Consider the following 16,639-nt stretch of genomic DNA (forward strand, 5'->3'; position numbering starts at 1 on the left):
CATCATGAAACTAGACAGTACAGCCGCCATCATCACCGGGGGGGCATCGGGGCTTGGCGAAGCCACGGCGCGCTATTTCGCGTCGCAGGGGGCACAGGTCACCCTGCTGGATCGTGACACCGCCCGGGGCGAATCTGTGGCCAAGGAAATCGGCGGGCATTTCGTCATGACCGATGTGACGGATGAGACTTCGGTCCAAAAAGCGGTGGACTATGCTCAGGAAAAGATGGGCTGGATCACGGCGGCAGTAAACTGCGCAGGCATTGCCCTTGGGATCAAGACCACAGGCCGCGACGGGCCGCACCCCTTGGACGCCTTTCAACGCACGGTCGACATCAACCTTGTCGGCAGTTTCAACGTGGCACGGCTTGCAGCGGTCGCCATGGCCAAGAACACTCCCGAAGACGATGGCGCACGGGGGGTGATCATCAACACCGCCTCAATCGCCGCTTTCGACGGTCAAAAGGGCCAAGCCGCCTATGCCGCGTCCAAGGGCGGGATCGTAGGCATGACCCTGCCCATGGCGCGGGATCTGGCCAAAGACGGCATCCGCGTGATGACCATCGCGCCCGGTATCTTCAAAACGCCGATGCTGGCGGGCCTGCCGGAAGAAGTGCAAGCGGATCTGGCTAAGGATGTCCCCAACCCGCCGCGCCTTGGCGATCCTTCGGAATACGGGCGGTTGGCCGGGTTCATCGTTGAAATGGGCTATCTCAACGGCGAGGTTATCCGCCTTGATGGGGCGCTGCGGATGCGCTGATGCCGCTGCAAAACCGCGTCCAGCCTGATGGAGAGATCATCGCCCACCCCGCGCGGGGTGGGTTCATGGGCAATCGCGGTATCCTGCACGATGCAAACGGTCTACACCTCAAACGCCGTTGGGCGCATCAGAATTGGGTGTGCTGTGTGCTCGGCTTCAAGGGCCGTCGGCGGCAATTGATGGCCCCGCGACACTATACCGAGCTTTTCTTTCTGGATGAGGCTGTGGCCTTTGCTGCAGGTCACCGGCCCTGCGCTGAATGCCGCGCCGCGGATTACCGGCGGTTTCGGGCGTGCTGCGATGTGTCGGGGCCTGCTGCGGCCCTTGACCGTCAGTTGCACGCCGAACGCGCCGTGCCGCGGGTTTTCCAACAGCGCCGCCATGCGGATGTGGTGGTGCACGACCTGCCTGACGGGGCCATTGTCTTAGATCATGAAGGCCAGAGTGGGGTGTTGTTCGGCGATGCCTTCCACCCCTATCAGCCGTCAGGCTACGGCCCGGCGCAACCACGCCCTCGGGGCCTTGTCACCCTGCTCACTCCGCCCAGCAGCGTCGCGGCTTTCCGCAACGGATACCGGCCGCAGATCGCCCTGAAAGACGCAGGCGATTAACCCTGCGCCTTTTCCTCCAGCGTCATCCACTCTTCCTCGGCGTCGGACAGCTTTTCGTGCCGCTGCACCAGCGCATCGGTGGCCTTTTGGAACTTCACCGGCTCACGGGTGAACAACTCCGCGTCGCTGAGCAGTTCTTCGAGTTTGCCGATCTCCGCCTCAAGACGCTCAATCTCACCCGGCAGCGCTTCGAGCCGGTGCTTTTCGGTAAAGCTGAGACCTGAGGCGGCTTGTTTCTTCTCTGCTTTCGGCTCGGCCTTGCCGGGCTTGGACTTTACCACGCTGTCGGAGAAATCATCCTGCCCGCGCTGCGCCAGATAGTCGCTCCAGCCGCCCGCATAGACCGTGGCACGCCCGTCGCCTTCCATGGCGATGGTGGTGGCGGCCACGCGGTCAAGGAAGTCACGGTCGTGGCTGACCAGCAGCACGGTGCCGTCGTAGTTGCCCAGGAGTTCTTGCATCAGGTCAAGCGTCTCGACATCCAGATCGTTCGTCGGCTCGTCGAGCACCAAAAGGTTCGAGGACCGTGCCATGATCTTGGCCAGCAGCAGCCGCGCCTTTTCCCCGCCTGAGAGCGAGCGCACAGGCGCGCGGGCCTGCCCCTCGTCAAAGAGGAATTCTTTTAGGTAGCCGACCACATGTTTGGGCTGTCCGCGCACCAGCACCTGATCGGCCTTGCCCGACACGCGCATGTCAGGATCCCCCGTGAGGCTGTCCCAAAGGGTCATGTCCCCGTCAAGCTGCGCGCGGGCCTGATCGAAAAGCGCCAGTTCCAGATTTGTGCCGAGCTTAATCTCGCCTGAATCGGGCTGTTCTTTCCCGATCAGCATGTTGAGCAGCGTGGTCTTGCCCACGCCGTTCGGCCCCACCAGCGCGATCCGGTCGCCGCGTTGCACAGTGATCGAGAAATCGCGCAGGATCTGTTTGTCACCGAATTTCTTGGCGATCCCCGCAGCTTCGATCACCTTGCGGCCAGACTTCGGCCCGGCCTCCAAGGCCATGGCCGCCGTGCCTTGCCGTTTGATCTGGGCCGACCGTTCGGCGCGGAGATCCTGAAGCGCCCGCACCCTGCCCTGATTGCGTTTGCGCCGCGCAGAGATGCCTTCGACCGCCCAACGGGCCTCGGCCTTGATCTTGCGGTTCAGCTTGTGACGCTGCATGTCCTCTTCTTCCCAGACCTGATCGCGCCAAGCCTCAAAGCCTTCAAAACCGATGTCCTGTCGGCGCACGGCACCGCGGTCGACCCAAAGGGTCGCGCGGGTCAATTCGCGCAGAAAAGCGCGGTCGTGGCTGATGATGACAAAGGCCGTGCGGGTGCCCTTTAGCTCGGATTCGAGCCAAGCGATGGCTTCGATGTCGAGGTGGTTGGTCGGTTCGTCCAGCAGCATCAGCTCGGGCTCTTCGGCCATCAGCCGCGCCAGTGCCGCACGGCGACGTTCGCCGCCCGAAGCCGTGGCGACGGGGCGTGCGGGGTCGAACTTCAGCCCCTCGCCCGCGCGTTCGACCTTGTACATCTCGCCCGGATCAAGACCGTGGGCGGCGAAATCGCCAAGCGTCTCGAACCCCGTAAGATCGGGTTCCTGCTCCATATAGCCGACCGACACGCCGGGCCCGGCAATCACCGCACCGCTGTCGGGCTCCACCAGCCCGGCCATGACCTTCATCAGGGTCGATTTGCCCGAGCCGTTGCGGCCAACCAAGGCCAGCCGGTCGCCGGTCTGAATCACCAGTGAGAGGTCTTCGAAAACAGGATCGCCGCCAAAGGTCAGCGAAATGTCGGTGAGTTGTAAAAGGGGTGCGCGTGCCATGCCCGCCAGCTATCTCTCGGCGCGGGTAAGGTCAATGTCCAAAGGCGCTTCTGCGTCAGGCCAATGCGCGTAAAAGCCGCGCGCGGTTGGGCGGGATCGCGGCGATCTCGAGCCCGGTAAAAACGTGCAGCGTGTTCATCTGCCGGTCGATCACAGCGTGATCACTGACCCATCCCCCCATCGCCAGATAGCTGCGCAGCAGCGGCGGGATCTGCTGGCGCGCGCGCCGGGGATCGGCGGTATGGCTGTCGCAGGCGTAGGCGTGGATATCCGCGGCTTTGGCCGCTGGCCGCCACTGTGTCGGGGCAAGGTGCTGCTGTTTCAATAGGGCAAAGGCATCGCGGTAGGCGGCTGGATCGGTGCCCGCAAAGGAGGAACAGCCGAACAGAAGCGCCGCGCCGTTGCGGTCAACCTCTCGCGCCAACTGCCCCCAAGCGAGGCGCTGAATATCGGGGTCGTGCCAATCTGGATGGATGCAAAAGCGCCCAAGTTCCAGCATGGCGCCCTCCATACCGTGCAGGCGGCTCAGGTCATAGAATTGTGCAGCATAGCTGTGGCCAAGCCCCGCGCCCTGAAACCGCGTCAGGCGAAAGCAGCAGATCAGCGTACCGCTGGCGCGGTCCTCGACCAGAAAATGCCGTGCAGCCGCGTCGAAGGGGTCTTTGTCTGGGGTGGTTCCGGTCTGAAAACACTGCGCCCGAAGCGTCTGCGCACGGGTAATGTCAGCAGGCGTGATGGCTTCGCGCGTCAGATATCGGCCCGGGGGCGCATGGGTCATCTGCGAGGTCGCCTTCGCTTGTTCGCAGCCCTGCCCCGCCGAATGTCGGCGGGACAGGCCGGGGGAAACTTAGCTGCCGAATGCCGAGGGGCTAAAGCGGCCGAGGTTGCCCAGAATTTGACGCAGGAAGGTGTTGTCGGCGACTGGCGATGTCGTCACGCGGCGCGACAGCGGCACAACCTGCCCGCGTTCCAGCCCAAAGCGTTCGACATTCGACACCACACCGGCCTCATTGAAGCTGACGGTCACCACTTCACGCTCGATCTCTTTGGCGGCCATGAAGCCCAGAGCCCGTTTGCGCATCTTAACGTAATAGTAACTATCATCGCTCAAAACACCTGAAACGGTTGGGACACCGATCTTTTGGGCGACGCTTTCCTTGGTATCGCTGCCAACGACGACCTGCTCAAGCTGGTCTTGCGGCGGCACATAACCGTGGTTTTCATACTGCGGGCTGCAGGCTGTGAGAAGCAGTGCAAGGCCCATACCTGCGAGCCGGAGACTCGTTTTGCCGGTCTGTTTCGTTTTGCGCATTTGCTCTGCCCTCTTGCCCTGACGGATTATGGCTTTTATTTCGCATACACCAAGGCACCCCAAGTGTACAAGAAACGAAAGTCGGATCTCATGTCGCGCAAATCACCTACGCCCACCGCTCTACGGGTCGCTGACCTGTCCCAGACGGAGCCAAACGGCTTTGCGCTGCGCCCTGAGGCAGAGGCGCTGGCGCAGATCGCCGAGGAGTTGAACCTCTCCGCGCTGCGCAAACTGAGCTTTTCAGGGAGCATCAAACCCCTCGGCAAGCAGGACTGGCAGCTTGACGGGAAACTGGGCGCGACCGTGGTGCAGCCCTGCGTGGTCACGCTGGAACCCGTCACCACGCGCATCGACGCGAATATCACCCGTCGCTTTGTCCATGATTTCGAACTGCCCGATGAGGAGGAGGTCGAAATGCCCGAGGACGACACCACCGAACCGCTGGGTCAATGGATCGACCCCGCGCAGGTGATGATCGAGGCGCTGGCGCTGGAAGTGCCGGAATACCCTCGCAAGGGCGATGTCGAACTGGGCCAGATGGTCCATGCCGAACCCGGCCAAAAGCCGATGACCGACGAAGACGCGCGGCCCTTCGCGGGCTTGGGCGCCCTGCGCGATGCGCTAAAGAAAGACGAAACCTAAAGAAACAGGCGGAAAACCGCGGGTATTCGCGCTTGCATCGCGGCGAATTCGCGTTATTTTGCCGCCCTCACCCGAATTAAGGTTGGACATTGCGCGGCTGCGGCCCTAAAGCGTCGTCACGCCCGAAACGGGGTCCGAATTGAAACACGGTTGCGGCCTGCCACATGCACGTCAGCAACCCCGAAGGCAAAGGCACCAGACATGGCTGTCCAACAGAATAAAGTATCCAAATCCCGCCGCAACAACCGCCGCGCCCACGATTCGCTGTTCGCAGCGAACCCGAACGAATGTTCGAACTGCGGTGAGCTGAAGCGCCCCCACCACATCTGCGCTGCTTGCGGTCACTATGACGACACCGAAGTTGTCGCCCTGACCGAAGAAGTAGACCTGGAAGACGACGCAGCATAAGCTACGCTTGTTTCCAAGGTTTTCTCTAAGGCAGTGAGGCATTCGCACTGATGACGGCCCAGCCCGATCACCCCAACGCGAAAGCCGGACACACCCTGATCTCGGTCGACGCGATGGGGGGTGACGAAGGCCCGGCAGCAGTTGTTGCCGGGTGTGCGCTTTCTGCGACTGCAAATCCCGACATTGGTTTTATCCTTCATGGTCCCCGTGATCAGCTGGAGCCTTTGATCGCCAAACGTGGCGAATTGTCGGGACGTTGCGAGATACGTCACGCCACGGATGTCGTCACCATGGACGACAAGCCGAGCCAAGTCGTGCGTACCGGCAAAGACAGCTCCATGTGGTCTGCCATCGAATCCGTGCGCAGCGGAGAGGCGGCCGTGGCTGTCTCTTGCGGCAATACCGGCGCGCTGATGGCGATGTCGATGATACGGCTGCGTAAATTGCCGGGCGTAAATCGCCCTGCGATTGCCGTGCTCTACCCGTCTTCCAACCCGCAGGGGTTTAACGTGATGCTTGACGTGGGCGCCGATGTGCGCGCCGACGCCGATGATCTGTTGCGTTTTGCGCTGATGGGCACCTCCTATGCCCGCAACGGCATGGATTTGGAGCGCCCCCGCGTCGGCCTGCTGAACGTCGGCACCGAAGAACATAAGGGCCGCACCGAACTTAAAGAAGCCTATGATCTGATTCGAGCCCAAGGCGATGCAACCGGGTTTGAATTCGTCGGTTTCGTTGAGGGCGGTGATATCTCGGGCAACCGCGCCGATGTCATCGTGACAGACGGTTTTACCGGGAATGTCGCGATCAAAACCGGCGAAGGCACCGCCAGCATGATCGGCAACCGCCTGCGCGAGGCGTTTAAATACTCGCCCCTGTCGCGGCTGGCCTCGCTGCTGGCCTATACATCCCTGCGCCGCCTCAGCAAAAAGATCGACCCGCGCCGTGTGAACGGTGGCGTCTTTCTGGGTCTGAACGGCACAGTGGTGAAATCGCACGGCTCTGCCGATGCGACCGGCATCTCTGCTGCGATCAAACTCGCCGCTCAGTTGTCGCAGAATAAATTCAATGACAAGCTGGCCGCCCGCGTCGCCGCGACGCTGCCAGCCGAGGAGTCCGTCAAATGAGCCTGCGCGCCGTTGTCACTGGTTGTGGCCACTACCTGCCCGCCCGTGTCGTGGAAAATGCCGAATTTGAAGCGACCCTCGACACCAATGACGAATGGATCCGCTCGCGCTCGGGCATCGAACGCCGCCACTTTGCCGCCGAAGGAGAGACGACCTCCACCATGGCCAGCGCCGCAGCGCGCAAGGCGCTGGAAGACGCAGGGCGCGATGTCTCTGACGTGGATGCGATCGTCGTGGCCACCTCCACGCCTGATCTTACCTTCCCCTCCGCCGCGACCATGGTGCAGGCCGAATTGGGCATGACCAGTGGTTTTGCCTTCGACGTGCAGGCGGTCTGCGCTGGCTTCGTCTATGCGCTGGCAAACGCCAATGCGTTGATCGTATCCGGTCAGGCGCGCAATGTGCTGGTGATCGGAGCCGAGACCTTTAGCCGGATCATGGATTGGACTGACCGCTCGACCTGTGTGCTGTTTGGCGATGGCGCGGGCGCGTTGCTGCTTGAGGCGCAAGACGGCAGCGACAGCCCGTCCGACCGGGGCATCCTCGCAACGGATTTGAATTCTGACGGACGCTACCGCGATCTGCTCTACGTCGATGGCGGCGTCTCGACCGGCACCACTGGCTATCTGCGGATGCAGGGCAACCAAGTGTTTCGCCACGCGGTCGAGAAACTTGCCGCCACCGCCAATACCGCGATGGACCGCGCCGGCGTCAGCGCCGAAGATGTCGATTGGATCGTGCCGCATCAGGCCAACATCCGCATCATCCAAGGCACCGCAAAGAAATTGAACCTGCCGATGGAGCGCGTGGTCGTGACCGTACAGGACCACGGCAACACCTCGGCGGCCTCGATCCCGCTGGCGCTGTCTGTGGGCCGTGAGCGCGGCCAGATCAAACAGGGCGATCTGATCGTCACCGAAGCCATTGGCGGCGGTCTGGCGTGGGGCTCTGTTGTTCTGCGCTGGTAAGTCCCTGAGCTAACGTGGAAAATCTCTGCCGAATCGTGCTCGATCCGGGCATTGATGTTGACTCTAAAATTCTGAGCAGCATATGCTATTGGAAAGCATGGGGGATATAATGCCGAACAAGACATTGACGCGCATGGATTTAAGCGAAGCTGTATTTCGTGAAGTCGGTCTTTCTCGTAATGAGAGTGCTCAACTGGTCGAAGCAGTGCTTGAGCATATGTCCGACGCTCTCGTCGACGGGGAACAGGTCAAGATTTCCTCTTTCGGCACCTTCTCGGTACGCGACAAGACCGCGCGTGTGGGCCGCAATCCGAAAACCGGCGAAGAGGTTCCGATCAATCCTCGCAGGGTGCTGACCTTCCGCCCCTCGCATTTGATGAAAGACCGCGTTGCCGAAGGCAACAAGTCCTGACCCATGGTCAAATCGCCGGACGCTTTTCGCACCATCTCCGAAGTCGCTGACTGGCTCGGTATTCAGGCCCATGTTCTGCGGTTCTGGGAGAGTAAGTTCACCCAAGTGAAACCCATCAAACGGGCTGGCGGGCGGCGCTATTACCGCCCGGCCGACATGCTGTTGCTGGGTGGGATCAAGAAACTTTTGCACGATGACGGGCTGACGATCAAAGGCGTCCAAAAGATCCTCCGCGAGGAAGGGATGACCCATGTGTCCTCCCTCTCCGCCCCGCTTGATGAGCTGGATTTTGCGGAGCCTCGGCCCGCCCCCAAACCTGACATCATTCGCCCGGAAACCGGGGTGGTTCTGAACTTTGGCGGCGCAAAGTCTGACGCTGCGCCCGAGGCCGATGTCTCGGGCGAAGACGCCGAAGAGGCAGAGCCTGCCGCCGAGCCGGATAAGAACGCCCTGCCCGTCGAAGAGCCCGCAAGCGCAGCGAAGGCGACGCCTGTGACAGTGCCGCGCCGCACGCCCGTGCCGCCCGCCGATGACCACCCAAGGGCCACGCCTGATCCGCTGGCCCCGTCTGACAGCGCCACGCCAGATGCGCCGCAATTGGATGAACCTGCCGCTGAAGCGGAGGTGGAGCCCGCCCCGGCTGAGCCCATTCTGTCCGAGCCGGAACCATCCGAGCCAGAGCCTTCCACGAACGCCAGCCTCCCTGATTTTCTCAAACGCCCGCTGGCGTCCGAACCTGAACAGGCAACCGACACGGCGCCCGATCCCGCGCCTGGGACCGCAGAAGCCCCACGCCAAGAAGACGAGCTCGACGACACGCCCAAACCCGCGATCATCGATCTGCCTGATTTCACCCCCGAAGCCGATTTCCCCGCCAGCCCGGGGCTGCTGAGCGTGGGCGCCCGTGTCCACCGTCTGCCGCGTGACGTGCAACCTCGGGTCGCTGGTCTGCTGCTGGACCTGGCCGAATTGCGCGCGCGGATGGCCGCGGAACCCGGCACCGAAACAAATTACTAATCGCGATGAAAAGTTTGGCAATTCCCTCTTGCGCCCCCTGCGAGATCGGGTATGAAGCCCACGTAGTCGGGCTATGGCGCAGCCTGGTAGCGCGTCCGTCTGGGGGACGGAAGGTCGCAGGTTCGAGTCCTGCTAGCCCGACCAACCGACTACAACAATACGCCCGCGCCGGTAACGCGCGGGCGTTTGTCATCTGAAAGGCCCCGTTTGATGCCCAATGCGATGAACGGGGTGCTCCCCAACCAGCAGATTGCAGCGATGATCGACAGCGGTGCAATCGCCGCAGACCCGGCGGTGACTTCGGCGCAGATCCAGCCCGCCAGTCTTGACCTGCGGCTGGGCAATGTCGCCTACCGCGTGCGCGCGTCTTTCCTTGCGGGGCACGGGGCCAAGGTCGCGGATCGTTTGGAAGAATTCGAGATGCACCGCGTCGACCTCAGCGACGGGGCCGTGCTTGAAAAAGGCTGCGTCTATGTGGTGCCGCTGATGGAGCGACTGGCCTTGCCTGAGGGCGTCTCTGCTGTCGCGAATGCCAAAAGCTCCACCGGGCGCCTTGATCTTCTGACCCGCACCATCACCGACGGCGGCACCGAATTTGACCGGATCGCGCCGGGCTATACCGGCCCGCTCTATGCCGAGATCTGCCCGCGCTCTTTCTCGGTGCTCGTGCGCCCCGGTATGCGGCTTAACCAAATTCGTTTCGGCAGCGGGGATGCGACGCTCGATGATGACGCCCTGCGCGCGCTACATGACACCACACCGCTGGTGGATGGCACTGCCGTGATCGACGAAGGGTTGGGCTTTTCCGTCGATCTGCGGCTGCCCGGCACCAGCCTTGTCGGCTACCGCGCGAAGCCGCATACCGGGGTGATCGACCTCGACAAAATCGGCCATTACGACCCCGCCGCCTATTGGGAAGAGGTGCACAGCACCAACGGTCAGATCATCCTTGATCCCGGAGCGTTTTATATCCTTGTCAGCCGCGAAGCGGTGACGATCCCGCCTGCCTATGCCGCTGAAATGGCACCCTATTTAGCAATGGTCGGAGAGTTTCGCGTGCATTACGCGGGCTTCTTCGATCCGGGCTTTGGCCATGCCGAAGCGGGTGGCGCAGGCTCACGCGGGGTGCTTGAGGTGCGCTGTCACGAGGCGCCCTTTGTGCTGGAGCATGGGCAGGTCGTGGGGCGCTTGGTCTATGAGCATATGGCGCAGATCCCCAGCCAGCTTTACGGCGCTGACATCGCGTCGAACTACCAAGGTCAGGGTTTGAAGCTGTCGAAGCATTTCCGCTCCGTCTGACCGACGGCTGCCTACCGCGAGCGAAGAAATCGGTGCAGCAAGCGTATCCCCCGCTGCGCATTGCGCGCATTAAAAGCGGTGCCCACGCGCGTGCGGCCTTTGCCCGCAGACCGTTTTCCCACGCCAGTACCACGCGACATCAAGCGGCGCATGACGTGGCGCAGAACCATATTGGCGATCGGTTTCATCAGCCCTCTCCCTTGGATCAGCAGAACTGATGTAGTAGCGGGGGGGCGTAAGTCAGCCCTGGCCCCGATCAATCTTCGAACAGCTCGCTCTGGCCTTCGGTGGTTTCCGGCTCGTCCTCGCCATCGCCTACGGTGGGCAGCAGACCGGCGGGCGGGCGGTTTTCCAGCAACCCAGCAGAGCGCAGTTCTTTCAGCCCCGGCAGGTCCCGCGCGCTTTCCAGACCGAAGTGATCCAGAAACTCCTGCGTGACCACAAAGGTTACCGGACGGCCCGGCGTCATCTTACGGCGGCCAAAGCGGATCCACTCCATCTCAAGCAGTTGATCCACCGTGCCGCGTGACACGGCCACGCCGCGAATCTCTTCGATCTCGGCGCGGGTGACTGGCTGGTGATAGGCAATGATCGCCAAGGTTTCGATCGCGGCGCGGCTGAGTTTGCGGGTCTCGACCGTTTCCCGATGCATCAAAAAGCCAAGGTCCGGCGCGGTGCGAAAGGCATAGGCGTCGCCGACTTTCATAACCTGCACGCCGCGCCCCTGATAGCGGTGGCGCAGAAAGGCCATCGCTTCGCCCACGTCAGAGCCGCGCGGCAGCCGCTGTTCCAATTCACGCAGCGTGATTGGTTCGGAACTGGCGAAAAGCACGGCTTCGATCATACGCTCCTGTTCGGCCAGCGAGGGCGCGTCGAACAGTTTCTTTTCTTTCATTTCAATCTCTTCCGACACGCATCAATCCTTCTTGCGCAGTTGGATGGGGGCGAAAATCTCTTTCTGACGGATCTCCATATGCCCCTCTTTGACCAATTGCAGAGTGGCCGCAAAGGTCGCCGCGGTCGCCGAGCGACGGCGCTCAGGATCGCTTTCCCAGCCCTCGGGCAGGTAGCTGTTCAGATCACCCCAATCGCCCGCATAGCCGATCAGCCCGCGCATCCGCTCCAGCGCCTCTTCCATGGTAAAGACCTTGTCTCGATCCATCACAAAGGGGCGGAAATCCTCCCGCGTGCGGGTGCGCGCATAGCCCTGCATCAGGTCCAGCAGCGTCGCGGTATAGGTGACCTTTTTGACGGTCGTGATCTCTTGGGTCTGGCCGCGGGCAAAGAAATCCCGGCCCAGTTGATCCCGCGCCATCAGGCGTGCGGCAGCGTCCCGCATCGCTTGCAGGCGTTCCAGTTGGAAAGCCAGATGCGCGGCCATTTCTTCGCCCGAGGGGCCTTCTTCGGTTGGGTCCGGCGGCAGCAAAAGGCGTGATTTCAAGAAAGCCAGCCATGCGGCCATAACAAGGTAGTCCGCCGCCAGTTCCAACCGCAGCTCTTTGGCACGCTCGACAAAGGCCAGGTACTGCCGTGCCAGTTGCAACACTGAAACCTTGCGCAAATCGAGCTTTTGCGTCCGGCTCAGCGACAGCAGCAGGTCAAGCGGCCCTTCATAGCCTTCGACATCAATGATGAACGCCTCGGCGGCCAGCCGGTCGGCCACGGAGCCGCCGGCCCCGTCCCTGTCTTCCTCGAATGTCGTGTCAGCCATGCAATGCCCCGCCCAGAAGCGTCTCAAGCTGGGCGCTGAGGGCGTCGATGTCAACGTCATCGGGGGTTTGCCGCGCATCCAATGCACGCAGCGCGCGGGTCTGGGCAGCGGTAGTCATCTCGCCGGCGGCTTCGGCCACGGCGCGGCGTTCTTCCAGCGGTCCATTGCAGAAAAGCGCGACATCACAGCCCGCCGCAATGGCCGAACGGGTGCTTTCCGCCGGGGTCATCTGCAGGGCTTTCATCGAAATATCGTCGGTCATCACAAGGTTATCAAAGCCGATATCATCGCGGATGATCCGCATCACCTCGGGCGACAGGGTCGCGGGAGTGTCGTCCAGCGCTTCATAGACAAGATGTGCCGTCATGCCCATCGGCAGGTCGCGCAGGCTGCGGAACGGCGCGAAATCCACGGCCTCCAGATCAATATGGCGGGCATCCACACGGGGCAGATTGTGATGGCTGTCGAGCGTCGCGCGGCCATGGCCGGGCATATGTTTCATCACCGGCAGCACGCCCCCGGCCAGCAGCGCATCGGCAACGGCGCGGCCAATCTGGGCCACCTGCCCCGGCGTTTCGCCATAGCACCGGTTGCGCAAAAACGGATGGGTCTTGGGCCCCGCCACATCGATCAGTGGCGCGCAGTTGCTGTCGATCCCGACGCTGTGCAGCTCATAGGCGATGATCCGGTACATCAAGTAAAAGGCTTTCGTCGCCTGTGCCCCGGCGCGCGCAGCCAGTTCCATCGGCGGCACCCAATCGCGCCACTGCGGGGCGCGCATGCGTTGCACGCGGCCGCCCTCTTGGTCGATGGTGATCACCGCCTCATGGCCTGCCGCCTCGCGCATCTCATCACATAGCGCGCGGACCTGATCCGGGCTGACGATGTTGCGGGCGAAAAGGATGAAGCCGAAGGGCCGCACGTCACGAAAGAACGCTTTTTCCTCGACGCTGAGTTGATGGCCCGTCGCGTCGAGGATCGTGGCCCCGAAGGGGCGCATCAGCGCATCACCACCGGGATACAATCTGCGTTTTCGGCCACAAGTGCCGAACAGAAGCGCCGCGCATCGGCGATGTCGTCAAAGCCCATGGCACGCAGGCGATAGAACACCCGCCCGCCGCTGGTGGCCTTTTGCACCACGCGATTCTTACCTTCGAGATAGGCACCGAAACGGCCCTGCAAACGGTCCCATTGTTCGCGGGCAACCTCGGGGCTGTCAAAGGCACCAAGCTGCGCCATCCGGGTGCCAGCGGGAAGGGCCGCGGGATCAACCTCTTGGGCGACGGTTGCGACCGGATTGCTCTGGACTGCGGCGGGTGTCACCACGGCACCGCTTGCCGGGCGGCGGCGCGGACGCAGGGAGTTGCGCACGCCGGGCGCGTTCAACACGGCCTTGACCACTTTCGGCTGCACAGAAGTATCGGCCAGCGCCATCGCCACGGCGGCATCGACCGGATCACCAGAGGCGCCCGCCCCGGAGAGCGGTGCGACACCATTGGTCAGCTGCGCCACTAGGTCTTGAACATTGCCAGAGCGGATCGCGGCGGAGGCATCGATCAGGTCGGCGTCATTCTCGTGGGCGACGGCGGGGGTCGCATTGCCCTGTGTCTTTGCGGCAACCATCGCCACCTGAACGGGCTGGTCTTCGTCTTGCAATTCCATTTGACGCGGCGCAAGGCGCAGTTGATCTGCGGGGCGACCGGCGCTGCCTTCGGCGGCAACAACATTGACTGATAGGCCCTGATGGCGGGCCAATTCGCCGCCCGGCTCTTCGGGGCGCACGCGGATCTCGCCTTCGATGGCGCGGACCACCGGGATGCCGGTCACATCACGCACCAGCAGCTTGTAGCCCCAAACACCAATTCCCGCGACAAGCGCCAAGGAAACCACAGCGCCTGCGATATTGGTGAGCGTTGTCAGGGTCTTGGGCCCGCTGCCCACTGCGTAGCCATGCGCGGAATCGGGCGCATAGCCCGCCGTCGTCGGGGAAGACGTGAAATCTGCCATCTCTGCCTCTTTGCCCGGCGTGATACATCGCCACGCGGGTCTGGTCATGGGGTTGCCTGTTTTCGGCGCGCTGGTGCGGTTACCGCATCTCTTGCGCCGGTGTGACCCCAAGAATACCAAGCCCCGCCGCAATTACAATCGCAACGGCACGCGACAGGGCGATTTTTGCCTGCGACGTGGCAGCGTCCCCTTCTTGCAACGCCCGCAGCCCGTCTTCTGAGCGGCCAAGGTGGTAAAGACTGTGGAAATCGGACGCGAGTTCGTAGAGGTAGAAGGCCACCCGGTGCGGTTCATTGCTGCGCGCAGCGGTCTCGACCAGACGCGGCCATTCGGCCAGTTTGCGCAGCAGGCCAAGCTCGGCATCATGGTCAAGCTTGGTCAGATCCGCATCCCTCAGCGTGGCATCGGCAACCTCGACCCCGGCCTCTTGCGCCTTGCGCAGGATCGAAGCCACCCGCGCATGGGCGTATTGCACATAGAAGACCGGGTTCTCGCGGCTTTGCTCCAAGACCTTGTCGAAATCAAAGTCGAGCATCGCGTCGTTCTTGCGCGTCAGCATGACAAAGCGCGTCACATCGGGGCCGACCTGATCGACCACATCGCGCAGGGTCACAAAGGTCCCTGCCCGTTTGGACATCTTGAACGGCTCGCCGTTTTTGAAGAGTTTCACCAGCTGCGTCAGCTTGATGTCGAGCGGCACATGACCGTCGCTCAATGCCGATACAGCCGCCTTCATCCGTTTGACGTAGCCGCCATGATCCGCGCCAAAGACGTCGATCAGCATGTCAAAGTCGCGGCTGACTTTATCGTAGTGATAGGCGATGTCGGGGGCGAAATAGGTCCACGACCCGTCGGATTTCTTAACCGGGCGATCCACGTCATCGCCGTGTTCTGTGGATTTGAACAGCGTCTGTTCGCGCGGTTCCCAATCTTCGGGCTTCTTGCCCTTTGGTGGTTCCAGCACGCCTTCGTAGATCAGCCCTTTGGCTTCGAGCGAGGCAATCGCCGCTTCGATCTGGCCGGTGCCGTAGAGAGATTTCTCGCTGTAGAAGACATCCATCTCAACGCCGAGGGCCGCCAGATCCTCACGGATCAGATTCATCATCGCGTCGGTCGCAAAGTCGCGAATATGATCGAGCCATTCGCTCTCAGGCTGATCAACCAGCTTGTCGCCATACATCTTGGCCAGCGCCTCGCCCAGCGGGATCAGGTAATCGCCGGGGTATGTGCCATCGGGGAAGGCCACCTCTTTGCCATTGGCTTCGAGGTAGCGCAGGTAGACCGAGCGCGCCAGCACATCGACCTGCGCGCCGCCGTCGTTAATGTAATATTCGCGCGTCACGTCGTAGCCTGCGAAATCCAGCAAGCTCGCCAGCGCATCGCCAAAGACCGCGCCACGGGTGTGGCCCACATGCAGCGGCCCGGTGGGGTTGGCCGAGACATATTCGACGTTCACCCGCTGACCCGCGCCAAGGATCGCGCGACCAAAGTCGGTGCCTTGGTTCAAGACCTGCCGTGCCACGTTCTGCCAGACCGAAGGCGAAAGGCGCAGGTTGATAAAGCCCGGGCCGGCCACTTCGGCAGAGGTGATGCGCGCATCGTTTTGCAACTGGGCGGCCAATGCTTCGGCAATATCGCGCGGCTTCATGCCCGCGGGCTTGGCCAGCACCATCGCGGCGTTGGTCGCCATATCGCCGTGCGCAGGGTCGCGCGGCGGCTCGGCGGTGATCGGGTCAAAGTTCAGTGTCGCAGGCAGGGCATCCTGCGCGACCATCTGTTCCAGCGTCGCAATGATGAGATGGCGAATTTCGGCAAATAGGTTCATGTCGGGTATCCTTGTTCCCCGCCCGTTTATCATGTGCGGGGGTGCAGTCAATCAAGCGGCAGGCCGTGAGGGCCCATGTGAGGGATGGCGTTTGAAGCGGCGGTATCAGCCGAGGTCCAAACGCCCACTTCGGAGCCGTCGGCCAGCCTCGGACCCCAGGAACAGCGCGCTGTCTGCCGCGAGGTCGGCTTGTCCCTCGGGCACCGTAATCAGGTGGAAATGCAGCCCGCGTGCGCCAAAAACCTTATCGAGCGCGGCATTGACGGCCTCGAAAGCGCCGATCATCCCATGACCGGCAAGCGCCAGCGGCTGGCTGGGCCGCGGCAGGACCGTCACGATAGACCCCTGCCCGGCCACCAAGCCACGGCCCAAGGCCCGCACCAGGGCAGACAGACCCCGGATCTGCGCGTCCATCCCCTTGGCGCAATCGTCTGGGTCAAGCGGCATCAGGTTCAGCGCCAAATGCAGCGGCGTACCGCCCCAATTGCGGTAAAGCGGCTCGAACCGGCTGACCAGATCCCCGGCAAGCGCCAGCCCTTCGACCCGTGCGGTCGACTGGCTCATCAGCCGTGCCAGCACGGCGGGATCACGGTCCATCGCCACGACTTCGGCCCCCAACTTCGCCGCGCGCTTGGCGACCGTTGGGCCCGGCGCTTGACCCGCCGAAAGGATCGCAAAGGTCGCGTCACCGGCAAGGCTTTCCGGCAGAACGGGGGTTTGTATCATGTCACG

At 62.4% G+C, this 16,639-nt stretch carries 19 protein-coding genes and 1 tRNA gene; 10 read left to right on the top strand and 10 right to left on the bottom strand.

All coding sequences use genetic code 11. From position 1 onward, the window contains the following. Positions 1-4 precede the first annotated feature (4 nt). Both J3456_RS15545 and J3456_RS15550 read left to right on the top strand, forming a co-directional pair. Positions 5-760, top strand: a complete 756-nt coding sequence (locus J3456_RS15545) for a 3-hydroxyacyl-CoA dehydrogenase (RefSeq protein WP_349581031.1) — start codon at positions 5-7, stop codon at positions 758-760. After that, a complete protein-coding gene (locus tag J3456_RS15550; RefSeq protein WP_349581032.1) occupies positions 760-1,371 on the top strand; it encodes a hypothetical protein in 612 nt (203 codons plus the stop codon). The genes J3456_RS15545 and J3456_RS15550 overlap by 1 nt, the downstream gene beginning before the upstream one ends. On the opposite strand, the gene J3456_RS15555 is transcribed toward J3456_RS15550, so the two are convergent. The 3 genes from J3456_RS15555 to J3456_RS15565 form a co-directional block, all read right to left on the bottom strand. Beyond that, positions 1,368-3,179 carry an ABC-F family ATP-binding cassette domain-containing protein gene (locus J3456_RS15555; protein WP_349581033.1) on the bottom strand — a complete coding sequence of 604 codons (1,812 nt, stop codon included), beginning with the start codon at positions 3,177-3,179 and terminating at the stop codon, positions 1,368-1,370. The genes J3456_RS15550 and J3456_RS15555 overlap by 4 nt on opposite strands. Before the next feature lie 55 nt (positions 3,180-3,234). Then, on the bottom strand, positions 3,235-3,957 hold the full coding sequence (locus tag J3456_RS15560; RefSeq protein ID WP_349581035.1) for a GNAT family N-acetyltransferase: 723 nt from the start codon (positions 3,955-3,957) through the stop codon (positions 3,235-3,237). 69 nt (positions 3,958-4,026) lie between these two features. Continuing rightward, the gene (locus J3456_RS15565; protein ID WP_349581036.1) at positions 4,027-4,491 is read right to left on the bottom strand and encodes an outer membrane protein assembly factor BamE; all 465 of its coding nucleotides are present in this window, start codon (positions 4,489-4,491) and stop codon (positions 4,027-4,029) included. A 90-nt stretch (positions 4,492-4,581) separates the two neighbouring features. On the opposite strand from J3456_RS15565, the gene J3456_RS15570 reads away from it, so the two are divergent. From J3456_RS15570 to J3456_RS15605, 8 genes are all read left to right on the top strand, one after another. Further along, entirely contained in the window at positions 4,582-5,133 is a 552-nt protein-coding gene (locus tag J3456_RS15570) for a YceD family protein (protein WP_120350999.1), read from the top strand. A 201-nt stretch (positions 5,134-5,334) separates the two neighbouring features. After that, positions 5,335-5,541, top strand: coding sequence for a 50S ribosomal protein L32 (gene rpmF / locus J3456_RS15575; protein ID WP_349581038.1), 207 nt, complete (start codon positions 5,335-5,337; stop codon positions 5,539-5,541). A gap of 50 nt (positions 5,542-5,591) precedes the next feature. Continuing rightward, positions 5,592-6,668 carry a phosphate acyltransferase PlsX gene (gene plsX, locus J3456_RS15580; RefSeq protein ID WP_259944096.1) on the top strand — a complete coding sequence of 359 codons (1,077 nt, stop codon included), beginning with the start codon at positions 5,592-5,594 and terminating at the stop codon, positions 6,666-6,668. Further along, positions 6,665-7,636, top strand: coding sequence for a beta-ketoacyl-ACP synthase III (locus J3456_RS15585; protein WP_067628999.1), 972 nt, complete (start codon positions 6,665-6,667; stop codon positions 7,634-7,636). The genes plsX and J3456_RS15585 overlap by 4 nt, the downstream gene beginning before the upstream one ends. A gap of 109 nt (positions 7,637-7,745) precedes the next feature. Further along, positions 7,746-8,048 (top strand): integration host factor subunit alpha, encoded by a 303-nt coding sequence (gene ihfA, locus J3456_RS15590; protein WP_067265868.1) that lies wholly within the window; start codon positions 7,746-7,748, stop codon positions 8,046-8,048. Between the two features lie 3 nt (positions 8,049-8,051). Further along, on the top strand, positions 8,052-9,065 hold the full coding sequence (locus J3456_RS15595) for a MerR family transcriptional regulator (RefSeq protein WP_349581039.1): 1,014 nt from the start codon (positions 8,052-8,054) through the stop codon (positions 9,063-9,065). Positions 9,066-9,132: 67 nt separating this feature from the next. Continuing rightward, positions 9,133-9,209: transfer RNA gene (locus tag J3456_RS15600), tRNA-Pro, on the top strand. 78 nt (positions 9,210-9,287) lie between these two features. Then, a complete protein-coding gene (locus J3456_RS15605; protein WP_120352198.1) occupies positions 9,288-10,364 on the top strand; it encodes a 2'-deoxycytidine 5'-triphosphate deaminase in 1,077 nt (358 codons plus the stop codon). 11 nt (positions 10,365-10,375) lie between these two features. Here J3456_RS15605 and J3456_RS15610 read toward each other — a convergent pair whose 3' ends face one another. The 7 genes from J3456_RS15610 to J3456_RS15640 all read right to left on the bottom strand — a co-directional run bounded on the left by J3456_RS15610 (position 10,376) and on the right by J3456_RS15640 (position 16,633). Beyond that, a complete protein-coding gene (locus tag J3456_RS15610) occupies positions 10,376-10,552 on the bottom strand; it encodes a hypothetical protein (protein WP_349581041.1) in 177 nt (58 codons plus the stop codon). A 68-nt stretch (positions 10,553-10,620) separates the two neighbouring features. After that, positions 10,621-11,259 carry an SMC-Scp complex subunit ScpB gene (gene scpB / locus J3456_RS15615; RefSeq protein ID WP_502989515.1) on the bottom strand — a complete coding sequence of 213 codons (639 nt, stop codon included), beginning with the start codon at positions 11,257-11,259 and terminating at the stop codon, positions 10,621-10,623. A 21-nt stretch (positions 11,260-11,280) separates the two neighbouring features. Next, on the bottom strand, positions 11,281-12,075 hold the full coding sequence (locus J3456_RS15620; protein ID WP_349581044.1) for a segregation and condensation protein A: 795 nt from the start codon (positions 12,073-12,075) through the stop codon (positions 11,281-11,283). Then, on the bottom strand, positions 12,068-13,075 hold the full coding sequence (nagZ, locus tag J3456_RS15625; RefSeq protein WP_349581045.1) for a beta-N-acetylhexosaminidase: 1,008 nt from the start codon (positions 13,073-13,075) through the stop codon (positions 12,068-12,070). Before nagZ ends, J3456_RS15620 begins: the two co-directional genes overlap by 8 nt. Then, positions 13,075-14,082: an SPOR domain-containing protein gene (locus tag J3456_RS15630; RefSeq protein ID WP_349581046.1), complete on the bottom strand. Its 1,008-nt coding sequence runs from the start codon at positions 14,080-14,082 to the stop codon at positions 13,075-13,077. The genes nagZ and J3456_RS15630 overlap by 1 nt, the downstream gene beginning before the upstream one ends. Before the next feature lie 79 nt (positions 14,083-14,161). Continuing rightward, the gene (gene argS, locus J3456_RS15635; RefSeq protein ID WP_349581048.1) at positions 14,162-15,907 is read right to left on the bottom strand and encodes an arginine--tRNA ligase; all 1,746 of its coding nucleotides are present in this window, start codon (positions 15,905-15,907) and stop codon (positions 14,162-14,164) included. A gap of 105 nt (positions 15,908-16,012) precedes the next feature. Further along, complete coding sequence (locus tag J3456_RS15640) at positions 16,013-16,633, bottom strand: Rossmann-fold NAD(P)-binding domain-containing protein (RefSeq protein WP_349581051.1); 621 nt, start codon at positions 16,631-16,633, stop codon at positions 16,013-16,015. Positions 16,634-16,639 lie beyond the last annotated feature (6 nt).

This window comes from Sulfitobacter sp. NFXS29, from assembly GCF_040148765.1.
Classification (GTDB): Bacteria; Pseudomonadota; Alphaproteobacteria; order Rhodobacterales; family Rhodobacteraceae; genus Sulfitobacter.